General features: G+C 69.4%; 13 protein-coding genes and 1 pseudogene. 9 read left to right on the forward strand and 5 right to left on the reverse strand.

From position 1 onward, the window contains the following. Nucleotides 1-104: 104 nt before the first annotated feature. On the reverse strand, nucleotides 105-2,843 hold the full coding sequence (locus tag ACFWU3_RS18170; RefSeq protein WP_384438026.1) for a PA14 domain-containing protein: 2,739 nt from the start codon (nucleotides 2,841-2,843) through the stop codon (nucleotides 105-107). 23 nt (nucleotides 2,844-2,866) lie between these two features. Here ACFWU3_RS18170 and ACFWU3_RS18175 point away from each other — a divergent pair, with 23 nt between their 5' ends. From ACFWU3_RS18175 to ACFWU3_RS18195, 5 genes are all read left to right on the forward strand, one after another. After that, complete coding sequence (locus ACFWU3_RS18175) at nucleotides 2,867-3,898, forward strand: LacI family DNA-binding transcriptional regulator (protein ID WP_384438029.1); 1,032 nt, start codon at nucleotides 2,867-2,869, stop codon at nucleotides 3,896-3,898. 154 nt (nucleotides 3,899-4,052) lie between these two features. Continuing rightward, on the forward strand, nucleotides 4,053-5,144 hold the full coding sequence (locus ACFWU3_RS18180) for an ABC transporter substrate-binding protein (RefSeq protein ID WP_384438032.1): 1,092 nt from the start codon (nucleotides 4,053-4,055) through the stop codon (nucleotides 5,142-5,144). A gap of 146 nt (nucleotides 5,145-5,290) precedes the next feature. After that, nucleotides 5,291-6,811 carry a sugar ABC transporter ATP-binding protein gene (locus tag ACFWU3_RS18185; protein WP_384438086.1) on the forward strand — a complete coding sequence of 507 codons (1,521 nt, stop codon included), beginning with the start codon at nucleotides 5,291-5,293 and terminating at the stop codon, nucleotides 6,809-6,811. Further along, nucleotides 6,804-7,769 (forward strand): ABC transporter permease, encoded by a 966-nt coding sequence (locus ACFWU3_RS18190; protein WP_384438035.1) that lies wholly within the window; start codon nucleotides 6,804-6,806, stop codon nucleotides 7,767-7,769. The genes ACFWU3_RS18185 and ACFWU3_RS18190 overlap by 8 nt, the downstream gene beginning before the upstream one ends. A 5-nt stretch (nucleotides 7,770-7,774) precedes the next feature. Further along, entirely contained in the window at nucleotides 7,775-8,788 is a 1,014-nt protein-coding gene (locus tag ACFWU3_RS18195; protein ID WP_384438089.1) for an ABC transporter permease, read from the forward strand. A gap of 52 nt (nucleotides 8,789-8,840) precedes the next feature. Here ACFWU3_RS18195 and ACFWU3_RS18200 read toward each other — a convergent pair whose 3' ends face one another. Then, the gene (locus ACFWU3_RS18200) at nucleotides 8,841-9,566 is read right to left on the reverse strand and encodes an SDR family oxidoreductase (RefSeq protein ID WP_384438038.1); all 726 of its coding nucleotides are present in this window, start codon (nucleotides 9,564-9,566) and stop codon (nucleotides 8,841-8,843) included. Nucleotides 9,567-9,932: 366 nt separating this feature from the next. On the opposite strand from ACFWU3_RS18200, the gene ACFWU3_RS18205 reads away from it, so the two are divergent. After that, entirely contained in the window at nucleotides 9,933-10,307 is a 375-nt protein-coding gene (locus tag ACFWU3_RS18205; RefSeq protein WP_384438041.1) for an STAS domain-containing protein, read from the forward strand. 164 nt (nucleotides 10,308-10,471) lie between these two features. Then, nucleotides 10,472-11,056 carry a GNAT family N-acetyltransferase gene (locus ACFWU3_RS18210; RefSeq protein ID WP_384438044.1) on the forward strand — a complete coding sequence of 195 codons (585 nt, stop codon included), beginning with the start codon at nucleotides 10,472-10,474 and terminating at the stop codon, nucleotides 11,054-11,056. Between the two features lie 38 nt (nucleotides 11,057-11,094). Here ACFWU3_RS18210 and ACFWU3_RS18215 read toward each other — a convergent pair whose 3' ends face one another. After that, nucleotides 11,095-11,526: a response regulator gene (locus ACFWU3_RS18215; RefSeq protein ID WP_384438047.1), complete on the reverse strand. Its 432-nt coding sequence runs from the start codon at nucleotides 11,524-11,526 to the stop codon at nucleotides 11,095-11,097. 197 nt (nucleotides 11,527-11,723) lie between these two features. Between ACFWU3_RS18215 and ACFWU3_RS18220 the strand changes: the two genes are divergently transcribed. Further along, a complete protein-coding gene (locus ACFWU3_RS18220) occupies nucleotides 11,724-13,316 on the forward strand; it encodes an ATP-binding protein (RefSeq protein ID WP_384438050.1) in 1,593 nt (530 codons plus the stop codon). Further along, a complete protein-coding gene (locus ACFWU3_RS18225) occupies nucleotides 13,316-14,545 on the forward strand; it encodes a PP2C family protein-serine/threonine phosphatase (protein ID WP_384438053.1) in 1,230 nt (409 codons plus the stop codon). Before ACFWU3_RS18220 ends, ACFWU3_RS18225 begins: the two co-directional genes overlap by 1 nt. An 81-nt stretch (nucleotides 14,546-14,626) precedes the next feature. On the opposite strand, the gene ACFWU3_RS18230 is transcribed toward ACFWU3_RS18225, so the two are convergent. Next, nucleotides 14,627-15,802: a DUF3103 family protein gene (locus tag ACFWU3_RS18230; protein ID WP_384438056.1), complete on the reverse strand. Its 1,176-nt coding sequence runs from the start codon at nucleotides 15,800-15,802 to the stop codon at nucleotides 14,627-14,629. Nucleotides 15,803-16,018: 216 nt separating this feature from the next. Beyond that, nucleotides 16,019-16,112: pseudogene (locus ACFWU3_RS18235) on the reverse strand (chitinase); the annotation flags it as partial.

Consider the following 16,112-nt stretch of genomic DNA (forward strand, 5'->3'; position numbering starts at 1 on the left):
ATTTGTTTATAAGAGACTGGCATGGGGGGAGGGTGGGCGGGTGCCTGGGTTGGCGGCGGCGCGGCCCGCCCACCTCGCCAGGTGAGGTGGGCGGACCACGCGGATCAGGGGTTGGCGCAGGTGAGCGTGCCGTTCTCGGCGCCCTTGATCAGCGCCTCGTGCGCCGTCTTGAGGCGGCCGACATCGGACTTGACCACCTTGCGGTCGTAGGTGATCAGACCGTTCAACTCGCCTTCCACATCGGTGATCTGGGTGTAGACCGCGCCGTTGCCGCCCTTGCACGCGGCCAGTTGCCCGACCTCGTTGAGCCGGTCGATGTACACGTCGGTGTACTTGTCCTTCTCGACACCGACATAGGTGTGCTGGACCGGGAAGGAGTGTCCTGGCACGGCGAGGCCGAGACCGCCGTACTCGCCGCTGACCAGGGCCCGTTTCCCGTCGGGAGCGGGCAGCAGGGCGCTGGGATAGCCGTGCGCGTCGGCGATGTCACCGTTGCCGCCGTCGACTGCGCCGCAGCAGTTGACCCCGCTCATGTTGTTGACCAGCCGGGTCGGATCGAGCGACTTGGCGTAGTCGGCGATCCTGGCCTGGTCGTACTGGCCCCAGCCCTCGTTGAACGTGACCCACATGATCACCGAGGGATGGCTGTCGTGCTGCTCGATCATCCGCTTCAGTTCCAGCTCGAACTGGGTACGGGCGGCCCCCTGCGGCGTCCTCGGCATGGACGGCATGTCCTGCCACACCAGCAGACCGAGCTTGTCGGCCCAGTAGAACCAGCGGTCGGGTTCCACCTTGATGTGCTTGCGGACCGAGTTGTAGCCCATGGCCTTGTGCATCTTCAGGTCGTACGCGAGCGCCTGGTCCGTGGGCGCGGTGTGCAGGCCGTCCGGCCAGAAGCCCTGGTCGAGGGTGGCCATGGAGTAGACGGGCTTGCCGTTGAGCAGGGTGCGCTGCTTGCCGTCGACGGTCTTGACCTCGACGCTGCGCATACCGAAGTAGCTGCCGACGCGGTCCCTGCCGACGGACACCTCGAGCCGGTACAGATGCGGATCGGCCGGTGACCACAGGTGCGGGTCCGGCACCGGGACGGTGAGCGGCTTCCCGGTGGTGCCCCGGGCCCTGCCCACCTCACGGCGGCCGTCGTAGGCGACCGCGGTGACCGGTACGCCGGCCCTGGTGCCGCGTACCTCGACGGCGACCTTCTCGCCTGTCACATCCGGTGTGGTCTTCACGTCCGTCGCGCGGTCGGCGGCGACCGGCTCCATCCACACCGTCTGCCAGATGCCCGAGGAGGAGGTGTAGAAGATGCCGCTCGGGTCGAGCCGCTGCTTGCCCATCGGAGGGTTCTCGCCACCCGCCGCGTCGGTCGGGTCGTAGACGCCGACGATCAGCTCCTGTGGACCACGCCCCTTGAGCGCGTCGGTCACATCCACGCTGAAGCGGTCGTAGCCGCCCTTGTGGTCGGCGAGCTTCTTGCCGTTGACGTACACGGTGGTCTGCCAGTCGACCGCGTCGAAGTTGAGCTGCAGACGCCTGCCGTCACCGACCTGCCAGTTCTGCGGCACGGTGAAGGTGCGGCGGTACCACATGCGGTCCTCGTGCCTCTGGATACCCGAGAGCTGGGACTCCACCGGGTACGGCACCAGGATGCGTTCGCGCAGCTGCTTCCCGAACGGCGGCAGCTCACCGGCCTCCGCGCCCGCGAACTGCCACCGGCCGTTGAGGTTCTGCCAGTCCTTGCGGGTCAACTGCGGCCGCGGGTACTCGGGGAGAGCGTTGTCCGGTCCCACCTGCGAGGCCCAGGGCGTTTTCAGCTGGTACGTCGAGTTGATCGGGCCGCTGGTCCAGAACGCCGCGACCGCCTTGCCGTCCGCGCGGGTGAGGCCGCCCTGGCCGTCGTAGCGGACATCGGCGGAGCCGCCGTGACCACCGACGACCGGCTCGTCCAGCGGCACGATCAGCCGCTTCGGGTCGGCCGCGTCGAGCCGGGCCGCACCCCGCGGCCACTCGGTGCCGCCGATCTCGATGTCCAGATGCTCGTCGAGTCCGGCCGGGGGAGCGGCGAGAGGCTCGGCGAAGTCGAGGGTGAGGGTGCGGCCGGTCTTCTCGACGGCCACCGCGGTCGGTCCGTCGTAGTCGAAGCCGTCGGGCAGGGTGAACGCGGACTGGGGCACGGCCTTCTTCTCATCCCCCGGAGGCGTCCAGCGCAGATGGAGGTTGGAGCCGCCGAAGTGCTCGAAGTACTCCACCTTGATGTCGTAGGCGCGGCCGGCGTCGAGCGCGACGGGCTGCGAGTTCTGCTCGCGGTCCCAGTCGTCGACCCAGTGGTCGATGACGAGCGAGCCGTCGATCCACAGCCGGAATCCGTTGTCACCGGTGATCGAGAAGACATGGGCGCCGGTCTTCTCCGGTGTGATCCGGCCGGTCCAGCGGACGCTGGCGTCGTCGGCCTGGCCGGTGCGGGCGCGCAGTCGCGGTTCGAGGTCGTTGAAGTCCAGCGACGGATCGACGGCCGTGGTCTTCAGGGTGCCGAAGTCGAAGGCGCCGGGGGCGGACTGGACGAAGTAGTCGCCTTTCAGGCCGTGTGCGGCCACCGGCTCCGCGGCCTCGTTCTGAGCGGCGGCCGGACCGGTCGTGGTGAGCAGAAGGGCGAGTACGCAGAGGAGGGCGACGGCCCAGCCGGGCAGGCTGCGCCATGGACGAGGGGAGAGTGATCGCACGGAACCTCCGGGAAACGGAGAAGCGGGTGCTGGCTCTGCCGGTTGTCCCCACCATCTTGTATAACGTTGGAAACAAGGGCAGTTGGCATGACAGCACGCCTCCTGCGCCCTGTCCAGGTGCATGACAAGCGGGATGGGAGTGTCGGGTGAGGGTGAGCCTCAAGGACGTCGCCGAGCGGGCCGGTGTGTCGATCAAGACCGTCTCGAACGTCGTGAACAACTATCCGCACGTCACACCGGCGATGCGCACCCGGGTGCAGCAGGCCATCGACGAACTCGGCTACCGCCCCAATCTCACCGCCCGCCATCTGCGCAAAGGGCGTACCGGGATCATCGCGCTGGCCGTTCCCGAGCTGGGCAACCCGTACTTCGCCGAGCTCGCCGGAGCGGTCATCGACGCGGCTGCGGAGCACGACTACACGGTGCTGCTCGACCACACCGGGGGCAGTCGGGAGCAGGAGATCCTCGTCTGCCAGGGGTTCAGGTCCCGGGTGATCGACGGGCTGATCCTGAGCCCCCTCGAACTGGAGACGGAGGATCTCGCCGCGCGGGCGGACGACATCCCGATGGTGCTGCTCGGCGAGCGGCGCTACGACCTGCCGTACGACCACATCGCCATCGACAACATCGCCGCGGCACGAGCCGCCGTGCGCCATCTGCTGGACCTCGGTCGCCGTCGTATCGCCTTTCTCGGCGCACGTCAGGACCGCGTCCATCAACCGGCTCACCTGCGCCATCTCGGCTGGCAGGCGGAGCTGGCCGCCCAGGGAGTGCCGATCGACGAGGCGCTGGTGGTGCACAGCCGGGGCTGGGGCCGCGAGGACGGCGCCCTCGCCATGGCGCATCTGCTCGACTCGGGAGTGGTTCCCGACGCGGTGTTCGCGTACAACGACCTGGTCGCCGTGGGGGCGATGCGGGTGATGTACGAACGCGGGCTGCGGGTGCCCGAGGACATCGCCGTCGTCGGCTTCGACGATGTGACCGAATCCCGGTTCGGAGCAGTGTCGTTGACGACGATCGCCCCGGACAAACAAGCCATCGCCCGCCTCGCGGTCGAGTCCCTGGCGAGCCGGCTCGACCGGGACCAGGACGGCGCCGTGGCGCGGACCTCGCGGGAGCTCCAGCCGGGGTTCGCCCTGGTGGAACGCGAGAGCACACTGGGGCGCAAGCCGGCCTGACGCGTCGTCAACTCCCTGGCCTGCGCGGTCTGCTGTGCGGTCGCGTCGGACACCAGTTGCTGCGCGGGGTGTTTACAGCGTCCTTCCAACGATGTAAAACCATCCCGGATGTGGTCCACCACCCGGCCCTCGGCGCCTTGAGATGGGGAGTCCCATGAAGCCGCACGCCCGCCTCACGATCACCAAGAGCCTTCTCTCCGTCGGTCTCGCCGCGACCCTCGCGCTGTCCACGGGCTGCGCCAAGTCCGAGGACGACCCGGCCGACAGCAAGGACTCCGCTTCCGGCGCGACACAGGACAGCGGCCAGAAGGTCGCCGAGAACAGCACCGGCGAGAAGTGCGGCATCGACGCCTACGGCGGCAAGAAGCTCGACCTCAAGGGCGCGACCGTCGGCTTCTCGCAGTCCGAGAAGGAGGCCAACCCGTTCCGCATCGCGGAAACGGCGTCCATCAAGGCCGAGGCCGGGCAACGGTCCGTCAAACTCCTCACGGCCAACGCCCAGTCGCAGTTCTCCAAGCAGATCAGTGACGTCCAGGACCTGATCGCCAAGGGAGCCGACCTGCTGGTCATCGCCCCGCTGAACTCCGACGGCTGGGGACCCGTGCTCCAGCAGGCGAGTGCCAAGAAGATCCCGATCGTCACCATCGACCGCAAGATCAACGCCGAGCCCTGCAAGGACTACATCAGCTTCATCGGCTCCGACTTCACCGAGCAGGGCAAGCGCGCCGCGGACCGGATGATCGAGGCCACGGGCGGCAAGGGGGAGATAGCCATCCTCCTCGGCGCTCCTGGCAACAACGTCACCACCGAACGCACCAAGGGCTTCAAGGACCGGATGGCGGAGAAGGCCCCGGACCTGAAGGTCGTCTTCGAGCAGACCGGTGAATTCGCCCGCGAGAAGGGCCAGTCGGTCACCGAACAGCTCATTCAGTCCAAGCCCGGCATCACCGGGATCTACGCCGAGAACGACGAAATGGGCCTCGGCGCGGTGAACGCCCTGAAGGGCGCGGGGAAGAAGGCCGGAACCGTCAAGATCGTCACCATCGACGGAACACGCAACGCCGTCCAGGGCATCGTCGACGGCTGGATCCACAGTGTTGTCGAGTCCAACCCCCGCTTCGGCCCACTGGCCTTCCAGACCCTCGACAGCTTCACGAAGGGCGAAGAGGTCGGCGAGAACATCGTGATCCAGGACAGCGAGTACACCCAGGGCAATGCCAAGGGCGACCTCGGCAAGGCGTACTGAACGTGACCGCGGAGGACTCCGGGGACGGGACCGGACAGGGAGCCCGGGGAGAAACCGTGCACGGGGGCGCAGCACCGAAGGAACCCCGCGCCGGGGCCCGACCGGGACCCCCGGTCGATCCGGCCGCCGGCGGGGCACGGGGCGTACTGGAGGTCCGGGGCCTGACCAAGCGCTTCCCCGGCGTCGTGGCGCTCGACGACGTGACCTTCGCGGCCCGCGCGGGGGAGGTGCACGCACTCGTCGGCGAGAACGGCGCCGGCAAGTCCACCCTGATCAAGGTCCTCACCGGCGTCCACCACCCCGACGAGGGCGACCTTCTCCACCTGGGCGAACCGGTGTCCTTCGCGACACCACTCGCCGCCCAGCACGCGGGCATCTCGACCATCTACCAGGAGGTCAACCTCATCCCGCTGATGAGTGTGGCCCGCAACCTCTGCCTCGGCCGCGAGCCCCGCACCCGCTTCGGCCTGATCGACTTCGGGCGCATGCACCGCGAGGCCGACCGGACCCTGCGCGAGTACGGCGTACACGTCGACGTCCGCAGGCCCCTGCGCGAACTCGGCGTCGGAGCACAGCAGATGGTCGCCCTCGCCCGGGCCGTCTCGGTGGACGCACGTGTCGTCATCATGGACGAGCCCACCTCCTCACTGGAGCCACGGGAGGTCGAGACCCTCTTCGGCGTCATCCGCAGGCTGCGCGACCAGGGCATCGCGGTCGTCTACGTCAGCCACCGTCTGGAGGAGCTGTACGCCGTGTGCGACACGGTCACCGTCCTGCGCGACGGCCGCGTCGTCCACACCGGGCCGCTCGCCGAGACCGACCGTCTCACCCTCGTGTCCCTGATGCTGGGCCGGCCGCTCGGCGAGGTACGCGCGGAGGGTGTCACCAAGTTCTCCGGCACCCACGACACCGGGCAGGAACCCGTCCTGCTCGCCGAGGGCCTCACCCGGCGCCACCAGCTCCACGACATCTCCCTGCGCATACGCCCCGGCGAAGTGCTCGGTCTCGGCGGGCTCCTCGGCTCGGGCCGCAGCGAGACGGCGAAGGCCATCGCCGGGGCGCTGCCCCTCGGTTCGGGCAGGATCACGGTCGCCGGCACCGCGCTGCGCACCGGTTCGACACCCGCCGCGATCCGGGCGGGCATCAGCCTGCTCCCCGAGGACCGCAAGGCCGAAGGCATCGTGCCCGGCCTGTCGGTCCGGGAGAACATCGCGCTCGCGGCCCTGCCGCGCCTGTCGCGCTTCGGCCTCGTCTCCGACACACGCATCGACGCCGTCGTGGACACCTTCATGAATCGGCTGCGCATCAAGGCGTCCGGACCGCACCAGAAGGTCGGCGAACTCTCCGGCGGCAACCAGCAGAAGGTGCTCCTGGCGCGCTGGCTCGCCATGCATCCCAAGGTGCTGCTGCTCGACGAACCCACCCGCGGCATCGACGTCGGCGCCAAGGCCGAGGTCCAGAAGCTCATCGACGAACTCGCCGAGGACGGTCTGGGAGTCCTGCTCATCTCCTCCGACGTCGAGGAGCTGATCGAGGGCTCCGACCGAGTGGTGGTGCTCAGGGACGGCGCCGTCGTCGGCGAACTGTCCGGGGACGACGTCACCGAGGACCGGCTGATGCAGGCGATCGCCGCGGCGGCCGAGGAGGAGGCGGTCACGCATGGCTGACGTCGCGCTGCGCAAGGCGGTCCCGGCGGACCGGGCCGTACTGCTGCGCCGGCTCCAGGAGTACGGCGTCTACGGCGGCCTGGTCGTGCTGCTGGTGTTCAACATCGCCTTCACCGACAACTTCCTGTCCGGCGAGAACTTCCGCACCCAGGCCGTCCAGGTCTCCCCCATCCTCATCGTGGCCCTCGGCATGGCCCTCGCCATCGGGACCGAGGGGGTCGATCTGTCGGTCGGGTCCGTGATGGCCCTGTCGACCTCACTGCTGGCGCTCTATCTCGGCTACGGTCCCTGGCTCGCCCTGCTCGTCGTCCTGGTCGGCGGCGCGGCCGTCGGTCTCCTCAACGGTTCGCTCATCGCGTTCGTCGGGGTCCAGCCCATCGTGGCCACACTGGCCCTGATGGTCGGCGTGCGCGGACTCGCTCTCGTCCTGCTGCCGCAGCTCAAGGACGTGCGCAATCCCGGCATGGCCTCGCTGGGGTCGGGCGACATCGCGGGCATCCCGTACGTCGTGCTCATCGCCGTCGGACTGGCTCTCGTCGTCGGGTTCACCGTCCGCCGCACCACTTTCGGACGGCAGCTGCTGGCGATCGGCGACAGCCGGCCCGCGGCTCAGCTCGCGGGTCTTCCCGTACGCAGGGTGCTCGTCCTCGTGTACATCTGCTGCGGCATGCTCGCGGCGGTCGCCGGCTTCCTCGCGACCGCCCGCCTCCAGGCCAGCGACCCGACCTCGCTCGGCAACCTCATGGAACTGTCCGCCATCACCGCCGTGGTGGTCGGCGGCACCCCGCTGTCGGGCGGCCGGGTGCGGATCGCCGGCACGGTCGCCGGAGCGGTGCTCATCCAGCTGCTCACGGCGACTCTCATCAAGCACGATCTGCCGCCGTCCTGGACGCAGATCGCCCAGGGCGCCGTGATCGTCCTCGCCGTCTACGCGGCACGGGAAAGGGGAAAGCGGTGACCGTCATGAAGGAGCAGCCCGCCCCCCTCGCGACGACGACGGACGAGGACACGCCGGGAAGCGGCCGCGGCGAGCGGCTGAGCGCACTGGCCCAGCAGCACGGCGCGCTGGTGGCACTCGTCGTGCTCGCCACCGTGGCCTCGTTCTCCTTCGACTCCTTCGCCACCGGCGACAACCTCGAGAACATGGCGGTCTCCTCCGCCTTCCTGGCCGTCGTGGCGCTCGGAATGACCTTTGTCATCATCACCGGCGGCATCGACCTGTCCGTCGGCTCGGTCTTCGTCCTCGGGGGAGTGCTGGCCGCCTGGGGATCGCGGTACGGGACCGTTGTCGCGATCGTGCTCCCGCTCGCCGTCTGCGGACTCGTCGGCCTCGTCAACGGACTGCTCATCGCGAAGGCGCGGCTCGCGCCGTTCATCGTGACGCTGGCGACCATGCTCGCCGCCCGCGGAGTGATGCTGAACATCACCGACGAGGGCGGAACGACCTATCTCGTCGACAAGGACGCGTTCTTCGCGCAGCTCGGCCAGGGCAAGGTGCTGGGCATCGGGACGCCCGTGTGGATCACGGTCGTGCTCTTCGTGATCGGGGCGGTCGCTCTGCGCCGCAGCCGCTTCGGTCAGCACGTCTACGCCGTCGGCGGCAACGAGGACGCGGCGGCGCTGATGGGCACGCCCGTCGCCCGTACGAAGATCATCGTCTATACGCTCTCCGGGGCGCTGGCCGGCCTCGCGGGCGTGCTCAACGCGGCCTGGCTCACCTCCGGCGTGACCATCCTCGGCATCGGCATGGAGCTGGACGCGATCGCCGCTGTCGTCATCGGCGGGACGCTGCTGTCCGGCGGTATGGGCTTCGTCAGCGGCTCACTGGTGGGTGTGCTGCTGCTCAAGGTGATCCAGAACATCATCAACCAGATCGGCTCGCTCGACTCGGCATACCAGCAGGTGGCCAGCGGGGCGTTCCTGGTCGTGGTGATCATCGCCCAGACCTGGCTGGGACGCCGCCGACGGGTGCCCTGACCGGCGGGCCGGGTGCCCCGTCGAGGAGTCGCGGCCGGCGACCCGGAGCCCGTCACATTCCGCCGGCGACCCTCATGATCGTCCCCGTCGCGAAGGAGGCGTCAGCGGAGAGCAGCCACGACACGGCGCCCGCGATCTCCTCGGGCTGCCCGGCCCGGCCCATGGGGATGGAGGGCGCCATCCAGTCGGGGCGCTGCGGGTCCGCGTGGAAGCCGGTCCGGATGACGCCCGGGGCAACGCAGTTGACCCGGATCCCGTCGGCCGCCACCTCCTTGGACAGACCGATGGTCATGGTGTCGACGGCGGCCTTCGCGGCCGCGTAGTGCACGTACTGGCCGGGGCTGCCGAGCGTCGCCGCCGCCGAGGAGACGTTGACGACGGCGCCTCCACCGGTCCGCGTCATGTCGCGCACGGCACGGCGCGCGCACAGCAGATACCCGAGGACGTTGACCTCGAGGGCGCGGCGCATGCCGTCGGCGTCCGCTTCGGCCAGCGGTCCGTTGGGCCCGCTGACGCCGGCGTTGTTGACCAGCCCGGTCACGGTGCCGAGCTCGGCCGCGGCGTCGAAGAGCCGGTCGACATCGCCCTCGTGGGAGGTGTCCACCCGCACGGCGAGCGAGCGGCGGCCGGCCTCGCGGACGGTGGTGGCGACGGTTTCGGCGGCGGTGGCGTCCGAGGCATAGCCGACGACGACGTCGTGGCCGTCGGCGGCGAGCCGTGCGCAGATCGCGGCGCCGATGCCACGGCTGCCTCCGGTCACGATGGTGAGCTGGCGCACGGAAACCTCGGGTTCTCTGTCCGGTGACGGCGACACGATCACCCTACGACAGCGGACGGGAAGCCTTCCGGCCGCCGGGAGAGACGGTGTTGACCCTCCGCGCGTCGCCCTCAACCCGCCCTGAACAGGGGGAAGATGACCGTGCGTGAGGCCGACGGGACGGGGAGGGGTGGCGCCGCCCGTCCTCGCTGTGCAACGCTGGGAGGAAGAAGAGGCTGTGTCCGGTTCTTTGGCAAAGAGGTTCTGGGGACAGGGGTTCTCCGAACGTTGCCCCCTTCACGGGCATTCGGCCCCCTCCATCGCTGACCGGTACGCGACATCTCCGGCCGCCGTGGGCTTCCGACCCCGCAAGGGGGGCCGCCCCACATGAAGACCACCACCACCATCAGCGGTACCACCGCGACCGTCACGTTCCACACGGACATCGACTTCGAGTCGTTGCCCGAGATCGAGGCGGCTGTGACCCTGCCGGCCACGGTGACGGACGTGACCTGGAACCTGGAGAACACTCCCTTCATGGATGTCACCGGCCTCCGTCTGCTCCAGGAGCAGCGCGACGCCGCCCGTGCCCGGAAGGGCTCCCTCACCGTCACGGGTCTGCACAGCCAGCCGCAGCGCCTGCTCCAAACGGCCGCCGAACTGTTCCCCGCCATGGACTGGGACCACTTCCTTCCCCGGCCCACGCATTTCCCCGCCGCTTGCCAGTCGGCCCGGGAATCGGGAGCGGTCGGTATTTCCTGACGCATTCGCGGGCCGGATTCACGCGTGCCTATCGCGCAGCACGGGCCTATTCGATTGTCGTGCTCCGGCCCCTCTGCGAAGAGACGCGGTGACCTGCATTCCCGCAAACCCGCCGTAGCGCCTCGCTGCCCGTTCGGGAAAAGGGCCGGTGCTAATGTGGCGGCATGTCTGAGTCCGAGCACCGCGTCGTTGTCGAAGGCTCCCGGATTCTTACGCCGCGGCTCATTCTGCGGCCCTGGGAGCGGGAGGACGCCGAGCCGGCCCTGTCGGTCTACGGTTCCGACGACGTGGCCCGCTGGCTGGCGCCGGCCGTGGAACGCGTGGCGGACGCACAGACCATGCGGGCGATGATCGATCACTGGATCGCCGACTCCGAGACCCGCGAGCAGCCGCAGGGGCGCTGGGCCGTCGTCCTTCGGGAGACCGGCGAACTCGTCGGGGGAGCCGCACTGTTGCCGCTGCCCCCGTACGACGTCGACCTCGAGATCGCCTGGCAGCTGGCTCCGGACGCCTGGGGCAAGGGACTGGCGGCCGAGGCCGGCCACGGAGTCGCCCATCACGCGTTCGCGTCGGGGATCGACGAGCTCTTCGCGGTCGTACGGCCCAACAACGCGAGGGGTGCCGCGACCGCCCGGCGCGTGGGAATGGCATGGGTCGGCGAGACCGAGAAGTACTACGACCTCCGGCTCCAGGTGTACCGCCTGCGCAAGGCGGACCTGGACGCGCCGACACAGCCCTACGGGATCTGACCCCTGCCCCGCAGGGGCAGGGCGCTCCAGGAGCCCTGCTACTCGCGCGGGAGCTTCGTCGCGGTGTCGAGGTAGAACGCGTCGATGCTCTGCACCGCCCGGTTGAAGTCGTCGAGGTTGACGGGCTTCGTCACATAGGCGTTGGCATGGCTCTCGTACGCGCCCGTGACGTCGTCGGGTGCGGCCGACGTGGTGAGGACGACGACCGGGATCGTGCGCAGGGCCTGGTCCTCCTTGATGATGGCGAGGAGTTCCCGGCCGTTCATGCGGGGCATGTTGAGATCGAGCACGATCAGATCCGGCTTGGGGTTCTCGGGATTGCGCAGATAGTCCAGGGCGGCCATCCCGTCCTCGACCTGGGTGAGGTTGCGGGCACCGCGTTCGGAGAGAGCGTCCCCGATGAGCATGGCGTCGGCGAGGTCGTCCTCGACCAGCAGCACGTCGTAAGGGCGTGCGGTGGCGGTCATCATCATCGGCTCCGGTGCGGTCGGTGGGTGGTGCTCGGGGCGGTGGCGAGTGTCCGCCGTAACCGGGTCCCGCCTGCGGCAGCAGGCAACCTCACCTTAGGTGGGCGGCGCAGCGGAGAACAACAACAGTTGTCGTACAGCAGCTAAAGTGGCGCCTGCCGCGGGGGCTCGGACAGCGGCCAAGCGGAGGGCAGAACAGCGTGGTGACAGAGGAAACCGGCGACAGACCCGGAGACGGTCGCGGGTGGGCGTCCTGGACGACCCGGCGGTGGCTGCGGGTGGGTGTGGGCGCGGCCCTGGCGGTGCTGGCGGTCCTCGGCACCATCGGGATATGGACGACCAGCCACACCTCGGACCTCACCCATCAGCTGGTCGAGGTCCGCTCGCCCGCACTGATCAACTCCGTGAGGCTGGAAGCGGCGCTCCTGAACCAGGAGACAGGCATACGCGGTTACGGGCTGAGCGGCAATCAGCAGTTCCTCGGTCCGTACACGAAGGGCCTGGCCGACGAGAACGCGGCCAGAGACAGGCTGCGTCCGCTGGTCCGTGGTGACGAACGCGCCCAGGCAGACCTGGACACGGTGCTGGCGCAGGTGGAGAGGTGGCAGGAGCGGATCGCCCGCCCGATCGCGGCAGCGGCGCCCGGTCCCGCTGTGACGCTCGCCACCCGGCGGGCCGTGGAGGGCAAGACCACGTTCGACGCTCTCCGGCAGTCGATGAGCCGGCAGCAGGACTACCTTCAGGACGCGCGGACCGCGGCCGGCGCCGACCTCGACCGGGCGACAGAACTGCGCAACGGGGTGTTCATCACGATCGGCCTGCTGATCCTGGTGCTGGCCGGGCTGGTCTTCGAAGGACTGCGGCGGGGCATCACCGACCCGCTGGCCCGGCTCGGCAGGGACGTACGGCTCGTCACCGAGGGCAGGTTCGATCACGCCATCACCGCGACGGGGCCCGCCGACCTTCGCCGGCTGGCCGGAGACGTGGAGGCGATGCGGCAGCGCCTGTCGGACGAGCTCGGCTCCGCCGAGGAGTCACGGCGGCTGCTGGACGAGCAGGCGGCGGACCTGCGGCGCTCCAACGCCGAACTGGAGCAGTTCGCCTACGTCGCGTCGCACGACCTTCAGGAGCCGCTGCGCAAGGTGTCGAGCTTCACCCAGCTCCTGCAGCGCCGCTATGCCGGGCAGCTGGACGACCGGGCGGACCAGTACATCGGCTTCGCCGTCGACGGCGCCAACCGCATGCAGCGGCTCATCAACGATCTCCTGGCGTTCTCCCGCGTCGGGCGCGTCCACAACCAGCAGGACGTCGTCGAGCTGGAGACGATCGCCGACCGCACCGCGGAGGCCCTGAGTGTCGCCATCGAGGAGTCGGGCGCGGAGATCACCCGCGATCCGTTGCCCACGGTTGTGGGGGATGCCACACAGCTCGGCATGCTGTGGCAGAACCTGATCGCCAACGCGGTGAAATTCCGTAGCCCCGAGCGCGAGCCGCGCATTCACGTCGCGGCGGAGCGCGACGGCGATCTGTGGAGATTCGCGGTCGAGGACAACGGCATCGGTATCAGCCCGGAGTTCGCGGACAAGGTCTTCGTCATCTTCCAGCGTCTGCATACCAAGGACGCCTATCCCGGCAGTGGTATCGGCCTGGCCATGTGCAAGAAGATCGTGGAATTCCACGGCGGCACCATTGCCATCGACACCACTCACAGCAAGGGGACGCGGATCCTCTTCACCCTTCCTGTCCAGACACCCGTCGAGGGCGACGACACCACCGGAGAACCGAGACCGTGATGCCCGCCGGCTCGCCCGATCCCCAGTACCGCATTCTGCTCGTCGAGGACGACGCGGGAGACGCGGTACTCGTGCGCGAATATCTCGCCGACACCGAGCTCGCGTACACCCTGCAATGGCACAAGACGCTGAGCGAGGCGCGGACCGAGCTGGAGGGCCGGGCGGTCGACTGCGTCCTGCTGGATCTGCATCTGCCGGACGCGGTGGGGCTGAGCGGTGTGTCGGCGATCCAGGAGGCGGCGCCGGAGGCGGCCGTCATCGTCCTGACCGGTCTGGCCGAGTCGCAGGCGGGCGCCGACGCGCTGGCGGCGGGCGCCCAGGACTATCTGGTCAAGGACAAGGTCGAGCCCGAGCTGTTGCAGCGAGCAGTGCGCTACGCCGTGCAGCGAAAGCAGACCGAACGCGCCGGTGCCGCCCTCCAGGCCGGACATCTGCGCGCGCAGGAGAACGCCCGGCTGGAGCGGGGCCTGCTCCCGCAGCCCATGCTCGGCATCGCCGGGACCCCCGTCGTCACGGCGACCAGCCGCTATCTGCCGGGCCGTGAACGTGCCCTGCTGGGCGGCGACTTCCTCGATGTCGTCGAGACCGACGACGGACTCGTGCACGCCGTCATCGGCGATGTCAGCGGTCACGGTCCCGACGCGGCCGCTCTGGGGGTCTGCCTGCGCATCACCTGGCGCGCACTGCTCCTGGGCGGCCACCGGGGCCATGAACTGCTGCGTCTGCTCGAACGCATGCTGGTGGCGGAACGCGCCCAGACCGACATGTTCGCGACCTGCTCGCTGGTCACCCTCGACCTGTCGGCGAGCACGGCCACGATCCACCTCGCGGGCCACCACGAACCGCTGCTCACGGATTCCGGCGCGACCGTGGAGATCGTGGCCCAGCACGGGATCGGCCTGGGCATAGCACCCGGAGTCGAACACTGGCCCCCGACGGTCCTGCGGCTTCCCCGGGTGGGAGCGCTGACTCTCTACACCGACGGCCTGTTCGAAGGGCACGCGGGCGACGGCGGCGACCGACTCGGTCCGGACGGCCTCCTGGCGCTCATCAACCGTCTGTCCTCGGACGACCCGGACAGTCATCTCGACCGGCTGATCGCCGCTGTCAGCGAGCTCAACGCCGGGCGCCACACGGACGACCTGGCCATCCTCCGCCTCGACTGGGCGACCGCACGCATCGGCGCGCAGCCGGGGCCCCGGAGTCCGGGCGGTACGACGAGCACCTGATGCCGGGGCGTGGCCGCCGGCGGAGGAAAGCTCCGGTCCGCCGCGCCGACCGGCGGGCGGACCGGAGCGTCCTGAGAGGCGTCAGAAGCCAGAGACCCAGTAGGGCTCCAGTGTCATCGAGCCGTTGCCCCGAGCGCCGCCGGACGAGCCGGACAGCGACTGGGCGAGTGTGTACCAGGAGTCCACGTAGTCCGGATCGTCGGTCCACCAGTCGTCGGGCATGGCGTCCAGGACGGCATTGACCAGCGGAATGTACGCGCCCAGGTCGGCGATGGTGAGCAGGACACCGGCGATGGCGGTGGCAAGCGCCCGGTAGTTGGTGCTGCCGTCCTCCTCCATCATCACGACGTCGGCCAGGTTGTACTTGTAGGACGACCAGTTGACCAGGATCTGGTTGGGGCTGTAGGTCTTCCCGTCCTCGTCGAGGTACGGCATGTCGACCGGGTCGACGCGTACCTTGCCGTCGAGGCCGAATCCGGTCACCAGGGAGTAGATCTCGGCGTCACCCTTGACCCACGGTTCCTCGTCGTCGGACAGCCGGACCGAGGAGATGCGGCTGGTCCAGAATCCATTCGCGGAGGCGGCCGCCGGAGCCGCCGCAGGGCCGGTGAGGCCGTGGGCCGCGAACTGCTCGCGCAGGACGGCCATGCCTGCGGCGACGGCCTTGTCACCGTCGAGGTCGATCACATAGACGGGGCGGTCGGGGACCTTCCGCATATCGAGCAGATGGGTGCGGCCCCGGCTGTCGTAGGCGGTGACGGCGGTGGTGTCGTCGTCGGAGGGTGCGGCTGCCACCAGGGGCTCGGCTCCTGCCCCGAGTGCCCGGCGCATGGAGCTGTCACCGAGGCGCAGTTGCAGGAGCGAGCCCGTACCGGCGCGGAGGCCCTTGGCCCGGGCGAGGTCGCGGTCGGCATCGGCAATGGCGGATCTCAGGCCATCGGCGGCAGGTGATCCGGGCCTGTTGGCGAGGGATCCCAGCGTCACCGCGGGCGAGGCGAGGGCGGCGTGGCGTACCTCGGTGCGCCAGGCCGGCCGGCCGAGGGACGCGGCGAGGGTTCGGGCCGTACGGTCCTCGATGCCCGCGACGGCCTTGGCGCGTATGCCGTCCGCCGGGTGTGCGGAGGCGGGCGCCGTGCGCTCCGCGGAGGAGGCCGGGGCGGTTGCCGCGGCCGAGGTGGCCGGGACGGCGAGGAGGCTGAGAGCGGAGAGGGCGGCACACACGACGGTCGTTCTGTACCGGTACCGGTGCTTGGTCACGCGAGTCTCCTGTGAGGTGGGGGGGTGAGCCTGTGCAGGGACGTGCGAGGTACGGCCGGTTGTCTATGCGGGTAGAACCCGGCCCGGCGACAAGAATGACGGTGTCATGCCAAGGCGACAAGAGGGCTTGCCGATCCAATATCTGACGGAGCGTGAGGTATGAAGACGCGGGCCCGGGACTCCCGGGCCGCGCCGTGTTCTTCGGAACCGGGGATCTCAGCAGTACAGGTTGCCGCCGGGGGCGACGCCGAGGATCTGGGTGAATTGCTGGTACTTGGTGACGCGGCTCTGGACCTGGGCGGGGTTCTTG

This window comes from Streptomyces sp. NPDC058685, from assembly GCF_042714725.1.
In the GTDB taxonomy this organism is placed as follows: domain Bacteria; phylum Actinomycetota; class Actinomycetes; order Streptomycetales; family Streptomycetaceae; genus Streptomyces.